Source organism: Bacteroidia bacterium (assembly GCA_023228875.1).
Classification (GTDB): Bacteria; Bacteroidota; Bacteroidia; order NS11-12g; family UBA955; genus JALOAG01.
Genome location: JALOAG010000019.1, coordinates 1 through 16,621 on the forward strand (window position 1 = coordinate 1; position 16,621 = coordinate 16,621).

At 34.4% G+C, this 16,621-nt stretch carries 18 protein-coding genes and 17 tRNA genes; all 35 read left to right on the top strand.

Translation table 11 applies throughout. The annotated features are described in order from the left end of the window. Window positions 1–1,395, top strand: a 1,395-nt coding sequence (locus tag M0R38_11315) for a hypothetical protein (GenBank protein MCK9482335.1), incomplete at its 5' end; no start/stop codon positions are given. A gap of 416 nt (window positions 1,396–1,811) precedes the next feature. Further along, window positions 1,812–2,297 carry a group I intron-associated PD-(D/E)XK endonuclease gene (locus M0R38_11320; protein MCK9482336.1) on the top strand — a complete coding sequence of 162 codons (486 nt, stop codon included), beginning with the start codon at window positions 1,812–1,814 and terminating at the stop codon, window positions 2,295–2,297. Between the two features lie 121 nt (window positions 2,298–2,418). Beyond that, window positions 2,419–2,492, top strand: a tRNA-Glu gene (locus M0R38_11325). 91 nt (window positions 2,493–2,583) lie between these two features. Further along, window positions 2,584–3,246, top strand: coding sequence for a GIY-YIG nuclease family protein (locus M0R38_11330; GenBank protein MCK9482337.1), 663 nt, complete (start codon window positions 2,584–2,586; stop codon window positions 3,244–3,246). A gap of 784 nt (window positions 3,247–4,030) precedes the next feature. Next, window positions 4,031–4,107, top strand: a tRNA-Glu gene (locus M0R38_11335). Between the two features lie 1,305 nt (window positions 4,108–5,412). Beyond that, window positions 5,413–5,489: transfer RNA gene (locus M0R38_11340), tRNA-Ile, on the top strand. An 89-nt stretch (window positions 5,490–5,578) separates the two neighbouring features. After that, window positions 5,579–6,184, top strand: coding sequence for a hypothetical protein (locus tag M0R38_11345; GenBank protein MCK9482338.1), 606 nt, complete (start codon window positions 5,579–5,581; stop codon window positions 6,182–6,184). Between the two features lie 148 nt (window positions 6,185–6,332). Then, window positions 6,333–6,410, top strand: a tRNA-Asp gene (locus M0R38_11350). 67 nt (window positions 6,411–6,477) lie between these two features. Then, window positions 6,478–7,125 carry a GIY-YIG nuclease family protein gene (locus M0R38_11355; protein ID MCK9482339.1) on the top strand — a complete coding sequence of 216 codons (648 nt, stop codon included), beginning with the start codon at window positions 6,478–6,480 and terminating at the stop codon, window positions 7,123–7,125. Between the two features lie 615 nt (window positions 7,126–7,740). Next, the gene (locus tag M0R38_11360; GenBank protein ID MCK9482340.1) at window positions 7,741–7,935 is read left to right on the top strand and encodes a hypothetical protein; all 195 of its coding nucleotides are present in this window, start codon (window positions 7,741–7,743) and stop codon (window positions 7,933–7,935) included. A 136-nt stretch (window positions 7,936–8,071) separates the two neighbouring features. After that, on the top strand, window positions 8,072–9,595 hold the full coding sequence (locus M0R38_11365) for a DUF2828 domain-containing protein (protein MCK9482341.1): 1,524 nt from the start codon (window positions 8,072–8,074) through the stop codon (window positions 9,593–9,595). 33 nt (window positions 9,596–9,628) lie between these two features. Further along, a tRNA-Pro gene (locus tag M0R38_11370) sits at window positions 9,629–9,704 on the top strand. 158 nt (window positions 9,705–9,862) lie between these two features. Then, window positions 9,863–10,141, top strand: a complete 279-nt coding sequence (locus tag M0R38_11375) for a hypothetical protein (GenBank protein MCK9482342.1) — start codon at window positions 9,863–9,865, stop codon at window positions 10,139–10,141. After that, window positions 10,136–10,210, top strand: a tRNA-Cys gene (locus M0R38_11380). Before M0R38_11375 ends, M0R38_11380 begins: the two co-directional genes overlap by 6 nt. Window positions 10,211–10,214: 4 nt before the next feature. Next, a tRNA-Trp gene (locus M0R38_11385) sits at window positions 10,215–10,288 on the top strand. Between the two features lie 65 nt (window positions 10,289–10,353). Then, window positions 10,354–10,599 (top strand): hypothetical protein, encoded by a 246-nt coding sequence (locus M0R38_11390; GenBank protein ID MCK9482343.1) that lies wholly within the window; start codon window positions 10,354–10,356, stop codon window positions 10,597–10,599. A gap of 6 nt (window positions 10,600–10,605) precedes the next feature. Continuing rightward, window positions 10,606–10,696 (top strand) — tRNA-Lys (locus M0R38_11395). Between the two features lie 112 nt (window positions 10,697–10,808). Continuing rightward, window positions 10,809–10,882 (top strand) — tRNA-Ala (locus M0R38_11400). Window positions 10,883–11,044: 162 nt separating this feature from the next. Next, complete coding sequence (locus M0R38_11405) at window positions 11,045–11,419, top strand: hypothetical protein (GenBank protein MCK9482344.1); 375 nt, start codon at window positions 11,045–11,047, stop codon at window positions 11,417–11,419. Between the two features lie 15 nt (window positions 11,420–11,434). Then, the gene (locus tag M0R38_11410; GenBank protein MCK9482345.1) at window positions 11,435–11,605 is read left to right on the top strand and encodes a zinc-ribbon domain-containing protein; all 171 of its coding nucleotides are present in this window, start codon (window positions 11,435–11,437) and stop codon (window positions 11,603–11,605) included. 29 nt (window positions 11,606–11,634) lie between these two features. After that, window positions 11,635–11,709 (top strand) — tRNA-Arg (locus M0R38_11415). A gap of 151 nt (window positions 11,710–11,860) precedes the next feature. Beyond that, window positions 11,861–11,935 (top strand) — tRNA-Thr (locus M0R38_11420). A 1-nt stretch (window position 11,936) separates the two neighbouring features. After that, window positions 11,937–12,011, top strand: a tRNA-Thr gene (locus M0R38_11425). 1 nt (window position 12,012) lies between these two features. Further along, a tRNA-Thr gene (locus M0R38_11430) sits at window positions 12,013–12,086 on the top strand. Window positions 12,087–12,170: 84 nt separating this feature from the next. Next, the gene (locus M0R38_11435) at window positions 12,171–12,686 is read left to right on the top strand and encodes a hypothetical protein (protein MCK9482346.1); all 516 of its coding nucleotides are present in this window, start codon (window positions 12,171–12,173) and stop codon (window positions 12,684–12,686) included. Next, complete coding sequence (locus M0R38_11440) at window positions 12,677–13,672, top strand: hypothetical protein (protein MCK9482347.1); 996 nt, start codon at window positions 12,677–12,679, stop codon at window positions 13,670–13,672. The genes M0R38_11435 and M0R38_11440 overlap by 10 nt, the downstream gene beginning before the upstream one ends. A 64-nt stretch (window positions 13,673–13,736) precedes the next feature. After that, window positions 13,737–14,174: a group I intron-associated PD-(D/E)XK endonuclease gene (locus M0R38_11445; GenBank protein MCK9482348.1), complete on the top strand. Its 438-nt coding sequence runs from the start codon at window positions 13,737–13,739 to the stop codon at window positions 14,172–14,174. Beyond that, window positions 14,153–14,239 (top strand) — tRNA-Ile (locus M0R38_11450). The genes M0R38_11445 and M0R38_11450 overlap by 22 nt, the downstream gene beginning before the upstream one ends. A gap of 14 nt (window positions 14,240–14,253) precedes the next feature. Next, window positions 14,254–14,415 (top strand): hypothetical protein, encoded by a 162-nt coding sequence (locus M0R38_11455; protein ID MCK9482349.1) that lies wholly within the window; start codon window positions 14,254–14,256, stop codon window positions 14,413–14,415. 3 nt (window positions 14,416–14,418) lie between these two features. Continuing rightward, a tRNA-Phe gene (locus M0R38_11460) sits at window positions 14,419–14,494 on the top strand. A 106-nt stretch (window positions 14,495–14,600) separates the two neighbouring features. Next, entirely contained in the window at window positions 14,601–15,011 is a 411-nt protein-coding gene (locus M0R38_11465) for a hypothetical protein (protein MCK9482350.1), read from the top strand. Between the two features lies 1 nt (window position 15,012). Next, window positions 15,013–15,321, top strand: coding sequence for a hypothetical protein (locus tag M0R38_11470; protein ID MCK9482351.1), 309 nt, complete (start codon window positions 15,013–15,015; stop codon window positions 15,319–15,321). Beyond that, a tRNA-Leu gene (locus M0R38_11475) sits at window positions 15,284–15,370 on the top strand. Before M0R38_11470 ends, M0R38_11475 begins: the two co-directional genes overlap by 38 nt. A gap of 1 nt (window position 15,371) precedes the next feature. Beyond that, a tRNA-Gly gene (locus M0R38_11480) sits at window positions 15,372–15,445 on the top strand. 126 nt (window positions 15,446–15,571) lie between these two features. After that, window positions 15,572–16,450 (top strand): chitobiase/beta-hexosaminidase C-terminal domain-containing protein, encoded by an 879-nt coding sequence (locus M0R38_11485; GenBank protein ID MCK9482352.1) that lies wholly within the window; start codon window positions 15,572–15,574, stop codon window positions 16,448–16,450. Window positions 16,451–16,621 lie beyond the last annotated feature (171 nt).

The window sequence follows — 16,621 nt, forward strand, 5'->3', positions numbered from 1 at the left end:
GCCGCGCTGAAACACCCCTACCCATCTATCGCATGGAAAATTGAAAAGTACGGATATGATTGCTATGATAAAGACACTTTATTTTTAACAAAAAATGGTTGGAAAAAGTATGATAGTATTTTAGATGGTGAGGAAATTGGAACTATGAATCCAACTACTCATGTCTTAGAATTTCAACTCCCAATCTCAAGAATTAAAAAGATGCCAACCTCACAAATGTATGATATTGAAACTTATGACACTCATTTTAGAGTTACAGAAAATCACAATGTATTTATGAGTAATGTAAAAAATATTAATCTTAATGGACACGTCTATAAGAATGAATTGTCAAACTGGAAACTCTATCCTTTAAAAGAAGCAATGAACTCCAACTATCACAAACATCTTTATTCATTTCCTAAAAATGGCAATATGGATTATAATATTAGTGATGAAGAATTAATGCTTCTTGGAGCTTATGTTTCAGAAGGTACAATTAATTTTTCTGATAAAGAACAAAAGAAACCCAAAGCAATAAGAATTTATCAAACAAAAAATGGTAAAGAAGAATTCTATGAAATGATGAATTCTTTAAATTTTAGTTTAAATTTTTATCATGATAATTCAAGAGGAAAAGAAGAATCAGTTTGGGTTAGTGGTGCAGAAATCGCACGAAAATTCTATGCCTGGTGTAGCCATGGAAGTCATGTAAAACATCTCCCGAATTGGTTTTATTTATTGTCAGAAAGACAATCAAAAATTCTTTTAAGAAGTTTAATGCTTGGAGATGGATGCTTTAGAGAACAAAGAGATATTTATTATACTTGTAATTATCAGCTTGCTACTGAAGTATTAACTCTTGCTCTAATGAGTGGTAAACACGCTACTTTAATGGGTGGCGAAAAAGGATATTTTGGAAAAGGAAATTTTGGAGACTCTAATATGTTTCATATTAGCGTGAAAGAGAAAGAATTAAACCCTTCATATGTTTTTTGTAAAGATGGAAAAAATATTTCTCTAATTGAAAATTATAATGATGAAGTGGTATGTTTTGAAGTTCCTAATGGACTACTTGTGACTATGTATAATGGTAAAACTGCGGTTCAAGGTAATTGTAAGCAACTTCATCATATGCTTCGTCTTTACAAAATGATGGAAGACTTCCAGGAGACTGGTAAAGTTATTCTTGTCCCAGAAAACAGAGAGTATTTGCTTAATGTTAAACTGGGAATGTATGACGAATATCAGGCAACAAAACTTGCTGATGAGTATAAAGAAAGAGGAACTATCTTGCGCGAACGTATGACAAAAGAATATCTTGGACAGTGCCATACTTATGATGCCGTTCATGCAATGAAACAGTTTGGTCTCAATTATCTTGAGAAAAAGATTAGAGAAGAAATATTGACTTAACTCAAAAGTTGTGTTATAATTATATTATAAGGTTAAGGAAAACTTAATCTTCCTCTGGGAGTTGTCGGTTAAACTCACCCACTCAGTATCTGTCGTTTAAGATGCGTTCATACGAAAAAAGGGTTATAGTAGTGCTTACAAACCAGAATCCTCTCGCCCGCATAGGCAACAGTCCACAGGGTAATTCCTTAGGAGCGCTGTTAGGTAAGCCAGATCTCATCAACTTGTCTGTAAAGAAGTTGAAACCTTGGTAGTTATCGGTCAAACTACCTTCATGGATGTGTAGCGCAACGGTTGACGCAATTGCCTGTAAAATGTTAGCAGCGTCACTTAGAAATAAGTGAAAGAAAACATCGCTAATTCGGTGAAACCTTTCAAATGGCAACGCCGAGCAAGAAACTTAAGGAAGTGAGGTTATGAATACAAAAGCAATAGGCAATATTGGTGAAGCAAAAGTTATTTGTAAATTTGTTGAGTTGGGAATTCCCGTTTATATCCCCTTCGGAGATAACGAACGAGCAGATTTAATTGCGGAATTTAATGAAAAACTAAACAAAATACAAGTAAAAACTTCATTAAAAGCAGAAGATGGAAAATATATCATTAGTTTGACAAGTTCAACAGAGCATAGAAAAAATGGTGTAAGACACGTCTATTCTGAAAAAGATATTGATTATTTTGCATTGTATAACATGACAAGAGACAAAGTTTTACTTATCGCAGTAAATGATGCACCAAATACAGCAATTACTGTTAGATATGAAAAACCAAAAACAAATAACCAATATAATCCTTGGTTAGAAGAAAAATTACTCCTTGAAAAAGTTTTATGTGTAGAGACTTTACACGATGCACCTGAACAGTTAGATGAAGGTGAAGACAAAGTCCAGACCACAATGTGAAAACGATGTGGTAAAGTAAGCAATACCAAGTGGGTTCAACTCCCACCGCATCCTCCAATAGCGAACACTAATGCTCAATCATATGTGACGTTTTGCAGTATCGGATAAACTGCATTTTTATGGTTCGTTAGTAGAATGGCAATACGCTGGTTTCTCAGACCAGAGGCAAGGGTTCAATTCCCTTACGAACTCCCAAACAAAAGAGATAGAACGGAAGTCATGAGCCATTTGAAAAGAGAAAACTCTACTCTTCTCTTTTGTTATATTAAGAGTTTTGGAGGTAGATATGTCTTTTATCTATAAAATTACTAATATTGTAAATGGAAAATTGTATATAGGAAAAACAAATGGCTCTGTTGAAGACAGATGGAAAAGCCATTTAAAAGACTCAAAAAAAGAATCTTTATCTAAAAGACCACTGTATCACGCGATAAAATTTTATGGTGAAGAGAATTTTACTATAGAACAAATTGAAGAATGCTCTGTTAGTGAATCTTCAGAGAGAGAAAAGTATTGGATTTCTTTTTTTGATAGTTATCATGGGGAAGGATATAATGGAACTATTGGAGGAGAGGGAGTCACAAGAATAGATTATGATTTAGTTGTTTCAGTTTATGAAGAAGTTCAAAACCAAACAGAGGTTGCCAAAAAACTAAATATAGATGTTTGTTCAGTTAGAAGAATTTTAAAAGATAAAAAAATAAATACTCTTACCCTACAGGAGGTTGGCAGGAAATACAATGGAAATGCTATTGATATGTACGACTTGAGTGGAAATTTTATTAAAACTTTTCAAAGTTCAAAAGAAGCCGCCTTAGAGATAACTGGAAAAAATAATGGAACACATATAATGGAGGTCTGTAAGAGGAAAAGAAAAACCGCGTACGGGTTTGTTTGGAGATTTTCTAAACCGCTAACAAATAACAATCCCCTTACGAATCACCAGTAAATTATTTGACAAAAACCAAAAACTATGTTATAATTATATTATAAGATTTAGAGAGCAGAAATGCTCTTTACATACAAATGGTACTGAGCAACACCTCGCACAAAACGGGCTCAAATGCCATCACTACAATTAATTAGTGGTTCGAGTCCACAATAAAAAAGGTACTAATTATTGAATATAGGATGGCAAAACAGTTGATGAGAGCCGAAAGCCGTCAACCTGTCCCTAAAGTTACTCTCTGATGTGGGGACAGAAAGAGAGTAACTCGGAGTGCAAGTAAGAAGCCTTCACGTGGCGCACTCTGTTATAGGCCTATCAGGCACTCACTAATTCTTACATTAGTCACCGTTCCATTACTTATAATGGGAATTTAGAAGGTAATCCCTTCTGCGGTGTATGACTTACATTTTGTCCTACTGACGATTGGTAGTTAGTTCTTTCAGAACTACGAACCAGAGATGGAAAGGAAGAGATTAATCAGTATATAGCTCTTTATTGTAAGTCGGGTTTCACACTACCGCAAAATGTGAGTATATTATCCCTTTTGACTTTACCTAAAGGGCGCCGAACATTCAAAAGATAAGGCGTAAAACGGTTACTAGGCGATAAGACTAGTCTTTTGACCTTCTTTAACAGGATAGTTAAAGGCTAAAGAGAGTATAATGTGATGTTTCTCAATTCATGAAAAATTGATTCTCTTATTGACGACAACGTACTACCCCAAAATAGTTCAGCTCGTTGTAGATAGGGACAATTTCCCAAAACCCTATCACCCACCTTTCATCGTGCGCTAGTAGAGTTGATTAATACGCCGGCCTTTCAAGTCGGAGATGACGGGTTTGAACCCCGTGCGCATGACCAAAAAAAATACGGAAACATTTGACAAAAGTCAAAAACCATGTTATAATTATATTATAAGATAAAAAAGCACCTTGACATTACTAATAAATAATCTAACTCAGTGAAGAGCGGCTAATCACCGTGCGGAGAGTTTGGGTAGTTGAATGGTCTTAGAATGGGATACTGTTCATAAGGTCATTAGAAAGAAATAGCGATATTTCTAGACTTAAGAGAAACTCTTAATAACAACCAAACGTGCTTACTGTATTAGAAAAAAGAACAAAAATACAACCCTTTTCGTCACCGCAATAGGCAACCCAGCGGGTAGAAGCCAATAAGTTATTGATGGGAGTCAATAAACCTCTGTTGGTAATTCCAAACCAAGGTGATTCGTCGTGATACGCAGAAATGCGAGTATAAGAAAAGTAGTTGATTCAAGTAGCCTAAGACGATTAAATACTGGACATAGCCGTTCCGGGGATCATTTTTTATATGATAAATATTCTGAATGATAGGTGAAAGTTATAGGTGCAAATCCTATGCGTGCTAGGCTGTAATGGCTAGGCAGGAAGTTAGAGTTCGCTACTCGAAGCTCAGACCTGTCTACACGGTGATTGAATGTTCCCTAATATAGTTGGTAAGGCGAAAGTCTAGAATTATTTATTAGTAATGTTAAGGTTCTTGACGTTTAGGGACGTTATAGTGAGAACAAAACCTTCAGGTTAACTCTTGAGAGAGTTATCAGTAAGAGCTAAAATCTCACATTACACGCCCAAATCCCTGAATATAGTGTGGCGGCGAAAAGGGTAACGGTAGCCAGTCCGTTTAGGGTTCAAAAAGAAAGCCAAAATCCTCTTCAAAAGAGGGGTTGCTACCAAACTTTCCAGTTCTTTGGATAAAAGCAAGCGAACTGTACCCTCTTGATTGGGACAAATTAAGCGATAGAGAAAATCGAAAAACTCACTGTTCTCTGCACAGAAAGGAGTGATACCTGTTAAGTTATACAGGAAGGAGCATCAACTAGAAGAGATGCAAGCCAAAACAGTGAGGCTTAAGTCGTGCACAGACAAGTATGTGGTTCTCTTGCCCAGAGGCTACCTTAACATTGTAGGGTTGTTAGGCTGAGACAAATTCTCCAAAGGGGGAACAAGCCGGAATTGCATATTCCGTCAAAAGACTCGTACGCTCTCTTTATGCACTTACTAATCGTAAGTAAGCAGTGGTTGTAGGTATCCGTTTGAGGCTAACATAAACCTTCTAAGAAGAAAACTTATTAAATTGGTAGTACCGCCGGAGTACTTTAGCATGAGCATCCGGCATCCATATAGTAGTGTACCCAAACGGTCAAGGGGAACGTCTGATACGCGTTTAGCCAGTAGGTTCGACTCCTACCACTACTACCATTATCTTTTAGAGATAAAAATTTCAAACTTTTATATAATCACCTCTATGCGACTCTACATATTATATAGAAGGACATGGAGGTGATTATGTGTCTTATCAAGACGTTAAAAACACAAGAGAAAGAAATAAAAAAAGACTTGTTGCAGGTTTTGGAGGGTTACAATGTCCAATTTGTGGCTTTGTTGGCCCAGAAGTAGTTTTTGATTTTCATCATTTAGATGCTACTCAAAAAGATTTCCCAGTTTGTCAAGTTTTAAACCGAAGTTTTGAGACTCTTTGTAACGAAGCAGAGAAATGTACTTTAATTTGTGCAAATTGTCATAGAATGGTAACAAATAATTTTATTAATTTAAATAATTATCAATTACCAAAATTTAATAAAGAAATTGCAGAAAAATGTTTAAAAAACAACTGTAATGTTTGTGGGATTGAAATTAGTTTATCTATGACAATCTGTAAAGAGTGTAAATCAAAAAAAATAAAAGATGGAATGGAAAAAGCCAAAAAAGAAAAAGAAAATTTTATTTCTCGTGAAGAATTAAAAAACAAGATTAGAAAAATTCCTTTTACAAAAATTGCTCAAGAATTTAGAGTTAGTGATAATGCAATTAGAAGATGGTGTGATAGACATAGTCTTCCAAGAACAAAAAAAGAAATTGATTCCTATTCAGATGAAGAATGGCTAAATATTTGACTTCTGTCAATAGTTATGTTATAATTATTATATAAAGTAAAAGGCATCGTTAGCCGATAAAGATGTAAAACTCGGCTACCAAAGGCACTCGCAGCAACCCTAATTATAAAAAAAGCATTTGAAGTTTTTAAATAGTGCCTTGTTATTTGCGAGTGTAGTTTAATGGCTAAAATATTCGGTTGTCGCCCGAAAGACATGGTGAGTTCAATTCTCCCCGCTCGCGCCATTCAAAATTGGCGGTAGTTTATTGATTCTACCGCCATAAATCTTACATATTATATGGAGGTGATTATATGTTAGGAATAATTTATAAAATCACAAATATAACTAATGATAAGATTTATATTGGAAAAACTGAAAGAGAAATAGAAGAAAGATGGAAAGAGCATTTAAGAGACTCTGGAAAAGAAAGAAATCAAAATAGACCTCTTTATAGAGCAATAAATAAATATGGTCAAGAAAATTTTATTATTGAAGAAATAGAGCAGGTCGATTCAGAGTCATTAGGTGAGAGAGAACAATACTGGATAAATTACTACCAATCTTTTTCAATGGGTGGATATAATGCAACCTTTGGTGGAGAGGGAAAGACACTATATAATTACGATTTAATAGTTGAAAAATTTAATTCTGGTATGTTAGGTGATGAAATAATGAAAGAATTCGGTTGTGATAGAAATGCAGTTACCTCTGCTTTAAAAAAAGCGAATGTTTACTCAAACAAAAACAATCTCACTCGTCGCTCAAGAGCCGTTTTACAATACGATTTAAATGGTAATTTTATTGAGAAATACTCCTCCATAAATGAAGCCGGAAGAGAAATTGCTAAAAAATTAGATTTAAAAGCAGACCCCCTACATATTTCAACGAACATTAGTAGAGTAGCAAGGGGAAAGAGAAAAACCTGTTATAAATACCTGTGGAAGTTTGAAGACGTATAAACCGCCACTTACCCTTAGACACGTGCCGCAACCTTAAAGATTTTTGGATAAACTTCAGTTTCGGCTAAGGTCGAAAACGTCAGCGTGGTTTCTGACACATTGAACAACGTGCCTAGTTTATTTTTAGTATTACTAAAGACTCTTACAGCAATCATAAATTATAAATAGAAAGGTTTTCTGTTACATAAAGAGTCTTGCTACATCACAGGGAGAATCGGTATTCAAGTAGGCCTCATAAGCCCACCTCCGTCAGTTCGACTCTGACCCCTGTAACCAATGTCAAAATAGTTGGTGTCTGAAAGTCTAGTGAAATACCTTAACTATTACAATTTATCATATCAAGATGCGTTGAGAATCGAAAAAATCTCTTAACTTGAAAAGGTCTATGTTTTGACATAGGCGATTTTAGCCATATATTTATTAAATCGTGTTAAGCGAAAAGGGTATGGAATTCCTCATTCAAGTCAGACAAGCTTACATTAAAATCTTGTGAAGAAAATGGTAGTGGCGCAAGTATGCGTAGATAGTAAGTGAAGCGTGCGAAAGTGATGGCTCTACCAACTATTTGACTTTTTTTATGACTTATGTTATAATATTATTATAAGGAGCAATAAAATGAGAGATATAAAAAGAATTCCCATAACCATAGACAAACTACAAAAAGTTTGGGAAAAATATCCAGACCTAAGATTTGGACAACTTGCTTCCTTCATTTTTCAAGAAGCGGAAAACATAACTACTATGGACCCATTCTTCATTGAGGAACAACACTGGAACGAAGTTCTAGATAAAATTATGTCTGATACTTAAGATAAGGGTCGCCCTTCATACGGGTGTACAATTAGGTTTGATTCCTAAGTCAGACACCACAGACACTATCAGCAACAAAATAAAGATGATTTTTTTGAAAAAATGTGTCTAGTTCAAAGAACAAAGGAGAAAGAAAATGTTTATTAATGATTTGAGAAACGAATTGAACAAAGAAAAATCAATAACAGAAAACGGAGCAATAGGTTACGCTACTTCAGGTAAGAAATTACTTGACTTCAATTTCAGGTTGTCAAGCTATCGTAATATGTCTGAAAAAGAAATTTTTAGAGATTTTATGGAAGCCTACACTGAAGACAAAATTATGGCAATGCGTATGCTCTTCTATTCACGCGATATTCGTGGTGGACAAGGAGAAAGACGTCTATTTAGGATTATTATAAAAGAGCTTGCCAAAATAGAGCCTAAAACTGTAGAAAAAATCGCCCACTTGATATCTGAATTCGGACGTTGGGATGATTTATTTTGCTTGTTTGGTACCCCAGTTGAAGATGTTGTTTATGGAATCATAATTGCCCAATTGGCAAATGACGTTGTTGCAGAATATAGAGGAAAACCTATATCTCTTTTGGCAAAGTGGATGCCTAGTGCGAATGCATCTAGTTCAGAAACTAAAGCACTAGCACGTAAATTCATATCTAGAATGGGAGTAACTGAAAAACAATATCGCAAGATGTTAAGTTCTTTTCGGGCACACCTTAACATTGTTGAGTGCAAAATGTCAGCAAATGAATGGTCAGAAATTAAGTATGATCAAGTGCCTTCAAAAGCAAACCTTATTTATAATACAGCGTTTTATAACCATGATGAAGAACGCCGTAAGGAATTTTTGACTAACGTTGAAAAAGGTAAGGAAAAAATTCATTCTGGTACAAACTTTCCTCATGATATTGTTAGTAAATATGGTCTATCAGAATACTTGAATTATAAAAGAATAAGAGACAAGACTCAACTTGACCGCACTCTTGAAGCAATGTGGAAAGCATTACCTAACTATGGCGATGGTATGAACAATACTCTTGTTGTTGCCGATGGTTCAGGTTCAATGTATAGTAAAATTGGTAATACTTCAATTAGTGCTCTTGCAGTAGCAAACTCTTTGGCAATTTATTTTGCTGAACGTTGCACTGGTGAATTTAAGAATAATTATATAACATTTAGTGAAAAACCTCAACTAGTTAATCTTGGAGAGGGAACACTTCTTTCTAAATTAGTTATTGCGTCACAACATAATGAGGTAGCAAATACCAACATTCAAGCTGTTTTTGATTTAATTCTTAAGACAGCAATATCAAAGAAACTATACCAAGAAGATTTACCTTCAACAATACTGATAATTTCAGATATGGAATTTGATAGTGCTGTTGGTTATAGAAATAATTTTAATAAAACTTTATTTGAAGGACTCGCATCAGTTTATGCCCAATTTGGGTACAAGATACCTAAACTTGTATTTTGGAATGTTATGTCTAGAACATTAACTATCCCTGCTCAAGAAAATGAATCTGGAGTAATTCTACTTTCAGGTTTTAGCCCTTCCGCAATAAATATGGCTTTATCAAATGAAGTTGACCCTTATAAGGCTCTTGTAAAATTTTTGAATGATAAGCGTTATGATGTAGTTGAAGAAGCACTTCAATAATGCTCGTTTGACGGAACGTTAAACCGTCAATAACGGGATGTAGCTCATTCAGTAGAGTGCTCGGCCTGGGACCGAGAGGCAGAGAGTGCAATTCTTTCCATCCCGACCAAGTGATGATAAAGTTTGATGACCTCTTTGTGGTAATGTGGCTCAAAAAAAGATACGCTGGAAACCAATAAGAAAAATAGAGTTGCCGAAATGCAACTCTTTTTCTTGACTTTTTTTTACATTTATGATATAATTATATTATAGAATAAAAGAGGTTTTATGGAAAAGAAATTTTTAGAGATTTTAAAGGAAGAGAAAGTACTTTTTTTCAGTATTAATGAAGAAAAAATTATTGACGAAAGCTATCAAAAAATTAGAGAGTGGTCAGAAGAAAACAATCTTATTTTAATTTTTGAAAATTCATTTTATCCGTTTGAAAAATTTTATTTTACTTTTTTAAACACTCTTTTTTGTTTTACTAAAGTAAACTCTCCTACTCCTTATTACATTTTTGAAGTGGTTGAAAGTACAATTTATCCAAATAAAGAATATGGGTGAGAGCTTCGGAGGCCGGAGAGATGTTTGCAAAACATTTATTAGTGGGTTCGATTCCCACCTCACTCTCCAACACGAGTTCGTGATGTAATGGTAGCATAATTGTCTCCAAAACAATTTGTCAAGGTTTAAGTCCTTGCGATCTCGCCATTTGACTTTTTTTATAACTTATGTTATAATATTATTATAGTAAAAATAAAAGAAAGAGGAATTATATGAAAAATTTCAATAGAACTTATACTTTAAAGATGGAAGAAGAAGATGGCTCTTCAAGAGAAATAATTAAAAAAACAACTAATATGGAAGGACTTAGTTTTGACGAATTACTTGGCTCATTCAAACAATTCTTATTAATGCTTGGATATACTGAACTTACTGTAAAAACTATTGTTTGTCTTAGTTTAGAAGAACTTGAAGAACTTGGAATTAAAGAAGAAGACTTATCAATTTATAATTGGTAATAATATGGGGGTGTAGCTCAATTGGCTAGAGCTTTTGACTTTTAATCAAAAGGGCGTGGAAACACCGTTGGAGGTTCAAGTCCTCTCACCCTCACCAATTTCCCATTGACGAATGGGCCGGACTACTCCGATGAATCCAACAAGCCTCTCAACGATGCTCAAACAGGTTGCCTAGTAGATGTTCAAAAGAAAAGGTTTTGAACAAACATGGGGGTATGGTATAAAGAGATTACATTGGTCCTGCAAACCAAAAATCCGAGTTTGAGTCTCGGTACTTCCACCATATGGGGTATAATGTGGCATCAGGGTAGCCACCGAGGTAAATCTGAAAGATGATGATAACGGCGGATATACAAATTCCAAGCTGAGGTTCAATTCCTCTATACTCCACCACTACCTGAGTAAGTAATAAAACTGCTCACTAATACCACAGAAAGGAAACAATATGAGTAATGTATTTACTTATGACAAGAAAACAATACTTGCCTTTATAGACACAAAAGGATCTCTTTCGGGTGAACTAATGAAGAATATAAAATTCAGACGTCCACAAGTAATAGAAGACTTAAAAACATTATCTACTAACTTTAAAGTTGGTGATTATGCAAAAATAAGCAACTATCTTTTTATTGTTATGAAAAAGAACTACAGAAACAAGTTGACACTTGAAACAGCAGATAAATTACTTGAACAGTTGCCCGCTGAGCTGAAAGGCTTAGAAACTAAAACCACTTTGGAGAATTATTCAGAATTGAAAGATGTAATTGAAAAGCATTTTACCCTTATTGAATTTTGTGATACAAGTAAGTGGGAAATTTAATAGGAGGTGAAAAACATGGATAAACAAATTAAATGCAGAGATTGCGGTGAAATCTTTGAGTTTACAGAGGGTGAGCAAGCATTTTATGCAGAAAAAGGTTTTACTAATGAACCAGTTCGTTGCCCAGATTGTCGCAGAGCAAAGAAAGCGCAATATGAAGCAAGAAACAACAACAACGACAACTAATTTTTCGGCACTTAATTGTGCCGACACATGCGCCTATAGTATAACGAACAGTATATTTGGCTACGAACTAAAAGATGGGAGTTTAATTCTCTCTAGGCGCACCAGCTCAATTAAAAGTGGGATGAGCACCACAGTGCGGTAACGGGGAGCGGCGCACTTAAATATCCCCTTTCCACCATCCAGGTGTCGTATAACGGCTATTATAACTGGTTTCCACCCAGTGGATAGGGTTTCAACTACCCTCACCTGGTCCATGCCGATATTGCATAGTGACATTGCGCTTCCATGGTAAGGAAGAAATCGGGAGTTTGATTCTCCCTATCGGCTCCATGCACTTGTAGTTTAATTGTTAAAATACCTGTTTCGTATTCAGGGGTTGGGAGTTAAATTCTCTTCGAGTGCTCCATGGCCGATTAGTTTAGTTGGAAAAACAGGAGATTTGTATCCTTCAGTCGAAGTTTCGAAACTTCATCGGCCTCCACAATAAATAAGTCAAGTAGGTAACTACTTGACTTTTTTTTATGTTTATGATATAATTATATTATAAAGGATAAAAGGAGAAATTATGGAAACAATTGTTAAGTATATTAAAGAAAACGTTTGTGATCCCTGGGCTGGGACTATTTTTGAAGGATATAAGTTTCTTAATAATAAACAAAAAGGCATGGTGGGAGAGATTTATACTTCTGAACTAATGAAAAGCTTAAATCATAAGGTTCTCCCAGCTTCAAGCTCTGGGCATGATAGAATAATAGACGAAATAAAAACCGAAATAAAATTCTCATTAGGTATAACAGATTCTAAAACTCAAAAAATTAAAGATAATTCTTTCATGCTTAATCATGTTTCAAAAGGAAAAGATTGGGATAGATTGATTTTTGTTGGAATAAATAAAAACCTTAATCAAATAGCTAAATTCATGACTCGAGAAAACTTTATTCTTTGTTTAAACGAAACAAATTATTTCTCATTTCAACAAGGCGGCGCAACCGTTGAAAACGATGATTATATGTGCACTGGAACAAAATTAATAACTCTGTTAAATTCAAAATATATGGAGGACATTAGCAATTGGAACTAAGTGAAATTTTAAATAAAAAAGATGCTACTAGAAATCTATCTGATGAAGAATTTGAAAAAAATCTTCCATCTTTTGCTTCTCAGTTGGAGCAGGTATCATATATTCCTAACTATTCTGAAAAGGAATTGCGTGAAGATTGGAAAAAACTTTGTCAGTATAAAAACGTAAATCAATTTACATCAGCAGTTGTAAGACCTGGTGCAAAACTTTGTGAACATTTTTTCCCAAATTTTTGGACAATTAAGAATGATAAGGGAGAACAGTTTTCTGATTATTGGAAAGCTGACAAATTAGAAAAAATTATTCGTTGGAATCGCTCTTCTCATTCAACCCCCTACTTATCTGAATTGAAAAGGGGAGTTTATTTTTGTTACGGTTTATCAAAAAACACCATGTATCGTCCTCACTTAGCAAAAATGATTTGTGATTACTATAAACCAAAAGTGGTTTTAGACCCTTGTTGTGGTTGGGGTGGGCGAATGCTTGGGGTTGTTGCTTCTGGCGCGAATTATATTGGTTTTGAAACAAATTTAGAGACATATAATAATCTTATTTCACTTACCAAATTTCTTAATATCCAAAATAAAGTAACTTTATACAATCAGGGTGCAGAGACAATGGACGAAGTACTTCCATTTAAGGTTGATCTTATTCTCACTTCTCCACCATACTTTAACTTAGAGATCTATTCTGATTCTATGAATCAAAGTGAAAATATGTATAAAAACTATGAGAGTTGGAAAGACTTATGGCTTACTGAGGTTATAAAAAAATCAATTAATAAGCTAACAGAAAACGGAATATCATGTTGGAATACCCAAAACATTAAAAAAATGTTAATTTTTGATGATGTTGAAAAAATTCACAGGCAACTTGGTTTTACAAATGTCAACTATTTTGGTTTAAGCTCGTCTGCTAGACAGGCAAATCAGAATTTAGAAAAAAACAAGAAAACAGAAAATATAACTGCTTGCTTTTTCAAATAGATTATATATTTGACTTTAGTAAATAGTTGTGCTATAATTATATTATAGTAATGAGGAAATAATTATGGATTCAAAAAGACTTGGAATGATTGGAGAAGCAGAAGTAATAGCAGAATTTGTTAAAAATCAAATTCCTATTTATCTACCTTTCGGAGACAATGAAAGATGTGATTTAATAGCCGAATTTAATGGAAAATTAAATAAAATTCAAATAAAAACATCTGAAAAAACTTCAAATGGAACAATTACTTTTGAACTATCTTCTCGTAGAAATAATTTAACCTCATCTAAAAAAGTCAGATATAGTGAGGAAGAAATAGATTATTTTGCTCTATATAATTTAGAAAGAGATTCTATCTACCTTATTAAAATACAGGATGCTCCAAAAGAAACAATCACTTTTAGATTTGAAGAAACAAAAAATAATCAAGTTAAAGGTATTAGAATGGAGTCTGACTATTTGTTTGAAAAAGTTATTATGCCTGCGGACCCAGACGGTTGACGGGACCGGTCTTATAAACCGGTGGTTAATAGCCCTAGCAGGTTCGACTCCTGCCGCATGCACCATAAGGGGAGGAAAAATGAATAGTAAAGCACATTTCATTGTCAGTCTAGTAAAATCTGGAATTAGAATCATTGGCTGTTGCTTGGCTATCTGCCACAATTCTTTACTCATCTTTGCGTCGGCATTTTTATTGGCAGAAGCTCTCGGTATTTTAGAAGAAGTATTTGACAAACGTTAACATGGGGAGTTAGCTAACAGGGTGTAAGCAACGGACTGAAAATCCGTGGATGACCGTTCGATCCGGTCACTTCCCACCATCTTCCTTACCGGAAGATTACTCATCTACCTTGTCGTAGAAGTGAGCGGAGTGGGCGTCAGAAGTGGCGCTCACCTTAAATATTTATAGAAAGGATAGTGACAACAATGGATAATAAAGAGTTAATTGAGAAATATCCATTCCTCCAAGTGCGCAATGCATGGAGTGGAGAGATAATTGAAAATACTACTTGGTATGACCAAATACCAGAGGGTTGGCGTAAAAACTTTGGTCTTCAAATGATTGAAGAAATTTCCCAAATTCTTAAAAAAGCAAATTTTGAGAATGACTATCAAATTGTTCAAATTAAAGAAAAATACGCTGAATTAAGATGGTATGATAATGGCGCACCAGAAGAAATTTATCAGGAAATTCAAAATTGCATAAATAAATATATGAAAATAAGTGAGGAAACTTGCATTTTTTGTGGAGAAAAAGCTGATGGATTTACTTATGGTTGGATTCTTCCTATATGTAATCAATGTTCAATAGAAAAAAATTTTGAGATAAGAAATTAATATGAGATGTTTTAAAAATTATCAAGACGATAGAATTTGTGATTTATGTAAGATTTCAAATTTTTCTATGTGGGAAGAATGTAAAAATGACCACAAAATTCGTGCAGAAAAATTTAATCGCTTAATGGAAATAAAAGAAAAATGTCCATATAGAAAATATATTATGATAGATTATGATGATTATTATGTATGTTGTCCTAATGGGAGAAAGCCCTCAAAATCAAGTAAAAGCTGTCGAGTAAGTTTTGATTGTGAAAAATATATAGAAAAATCAGAGAGTGGTGAAACTGGCGAGACACGCTTGGCTTAGAACCAAGTACGAAGATACATTAAGAGTTCAAATCTCTTCTCTCTGACCATGTGGGTATGATCTAAAGGTAAGATAGTAGTTTGCCGAATTACTTATGCCAGTTCGAGCCTGGCTATCCACTCCATAGGCTTTTTATTGAGTCTTCAAATGAAAAAAATACACATTTATTGTAAGGATTACGGACTGTACTATGCCTGAGGGCGGCTGTGTACAGTCTGTATTTTATATTAAACAAAAATAGGAGGTCAAAATGACAAGAATAGATGATTTAAAGAAATTAATTTTGGATAATTATGATGATCCAATTAATCCAAATGTTGTTTTCCCAAAAATAGATAACTTGGTTGCTGAAACTATTAATTCTGTTACTGCAGATGTTGATAGTTATAAAACAGTAGCTAATACAGTATCTGATCCAGCTAGTGGTTCAAGTGTTCTTATTGGATCAACAGTAGAGCTTTCAACTACAACTGAGGGCGCTATTATTTATTATACTCTTGATGAATCAGATCCTGATGAAACAGATTTAGTTTACTCTGAACCTATAGTTATTACAGGACCAACAACAATTAAATCAGTTGGCTATAAAGGATATCAAAATCCTTCAGCAATTCAAACACACACTTTCACAATTGCAGAAGCAGCAACACCAGTCGCAAGTCCTGCGGCAGGAGCAGTTATTGACACAACTGAAGTTACATTAACTTCAACAACAGCTGGTGCTACAATTTATTATACAGTTGATGGAAGTGAACCTGACGAAACAGGCATTGAATATACTGCACCAATTGCGCTTACTCTACCCGAAACAATTAAAGCGATTGCTATAGCAACAGATATGGTAGATTCTAGTGTAGCAACATTTGCTTATACAAAATTACAAGTATCAACTCCAATTCCTAGTATTGAAGCTGGAGAAGTTCTTATTGGAGACGAAATTGAAATTAGTTGCGCAACTCCAGGAGCGACAATTTATTATACAGTAAATGGAGACGATCCTGAAACTCTTGGCTCTGAATATACAGCTGCTATAACTGTTTCTACAGGTTTTACTCTTAAAGCTGTGGCTGTATTGGCTAATGCAACTACTTCAGAAATACTTACTGCGGAATATACAATATCTGAGTAATAATTGACTTTTATTAAAAACTATGTTATAATTATATTATAGTAAAAGTGGGGAAAGAAATTTCCCCACAACATATGGTAGAGAAATTGTGCCGGCGCACAACCTTGTCTTGAAAACAAGTGGCTCGTGGGAACGAGTGGGGATCGACACCTCTCTCTATCGCCAAGCCCT

Bases quoted from the DNA above. Each gene is read 5' to 3' on its own strand.
- M0R38_11375 (MCK9482342.1), top strand. From the start codon at position 9,863: ATGGAAAAGAAATTTTTAGAGATTTTAAAGGAAGAGAAAGTACTTTTT.
- M0R38_11320 (MCK9482336.1), top strand. From the start codon at position 1,812: ATGAATACAAAAGCAATAGGCAATATTGGTGAAGCAAAAGTTATTTGT.
- M0R38_11470 (MCK9482351.1), top strand. From the start codon at position 15,013: ATGAGATGTTTTAAAAATTATCAAGACGATAGAATTTGTGATTTATGT.
- M0R38_11435 (MCK9482346.1), top strand. From the start codon at position 12,171: ATGGAAACAATTGTTAAGTATATTAAAGAAAACGTTTGTGATCCCTGG.
- M0R38_11390 (MCK9482343.1), top strand. From the start codon at position 10,354: ATGAAAAATTTCAATAGAACTTATACTTTAAAGATGGAAGAAGAAGAT.
- M0R38_11360 (MCK9482340.1), top strand. From the start codon at position 7,741: ATGAGAGATATAAAAAGAATTCCCATAACCATAGACAAACTACAAAAA.
- M0R38_11485 (MCK9482352.1), top strand. From the start codon at position 15,572: ATGACAAGAATAGATGATTTAAAGAAATTAATTTTGGATAATTATGAT.
- M0R38_11405 (MCK9482344.1), top strand. From the start codon at position 11,045: ATGAGTAATGTATTTACTTATGACAAGAAAACAATACTTGCCTTTATA.
- M0R38_11465 (MCK9482350.1), top strand. From the start codon at position 14,601: ATGGATAATAAAGAGTTAATTGAGAAATATCCATTCCTCCAAGTGCGC.
- M0R38_11365 (MCK9482341.1), top strand. From the start codon at position 8,072: ATGTTTATTAATGATTTGAGAAACGAATTGAACAAAGAAAAATCAATA.
- M0R38_11410 (MCK9482345.1), top strand. From the start codon at position 11,435: ATGGATAAACAAATTAAATGCAGAGATTGCGGTGAAATCTTTGAGTTT.
- M0R38_11355 (MCK9482339.1), top strand. From the start codon at position 6,478: ATGTTAGGAATAATTTATAAAATCACAAATATAACTAATGATAAGATT.
- M0R38_11330 (MCK9482337.1), top strand. From the start codon at position 2,584: ATGTCTTTTATCTATAAAATTACTAATATTGTAAATGGAAAATTGTAT.
- M0R38_11455 (MCK9482349.1), top strand. From the start codon at position 14,254: ATGAATAGTAAAGCACATTTCATTGTCAGTCTAGTAAAATCTGGAATT.
- M0R38_11445 (MCK9482348.1), top strand. From the start codon at position 13,737: ATGGATTCAAAAAGACTTGGAATGATTGGAGAAGCAGAAGTAATAGCA.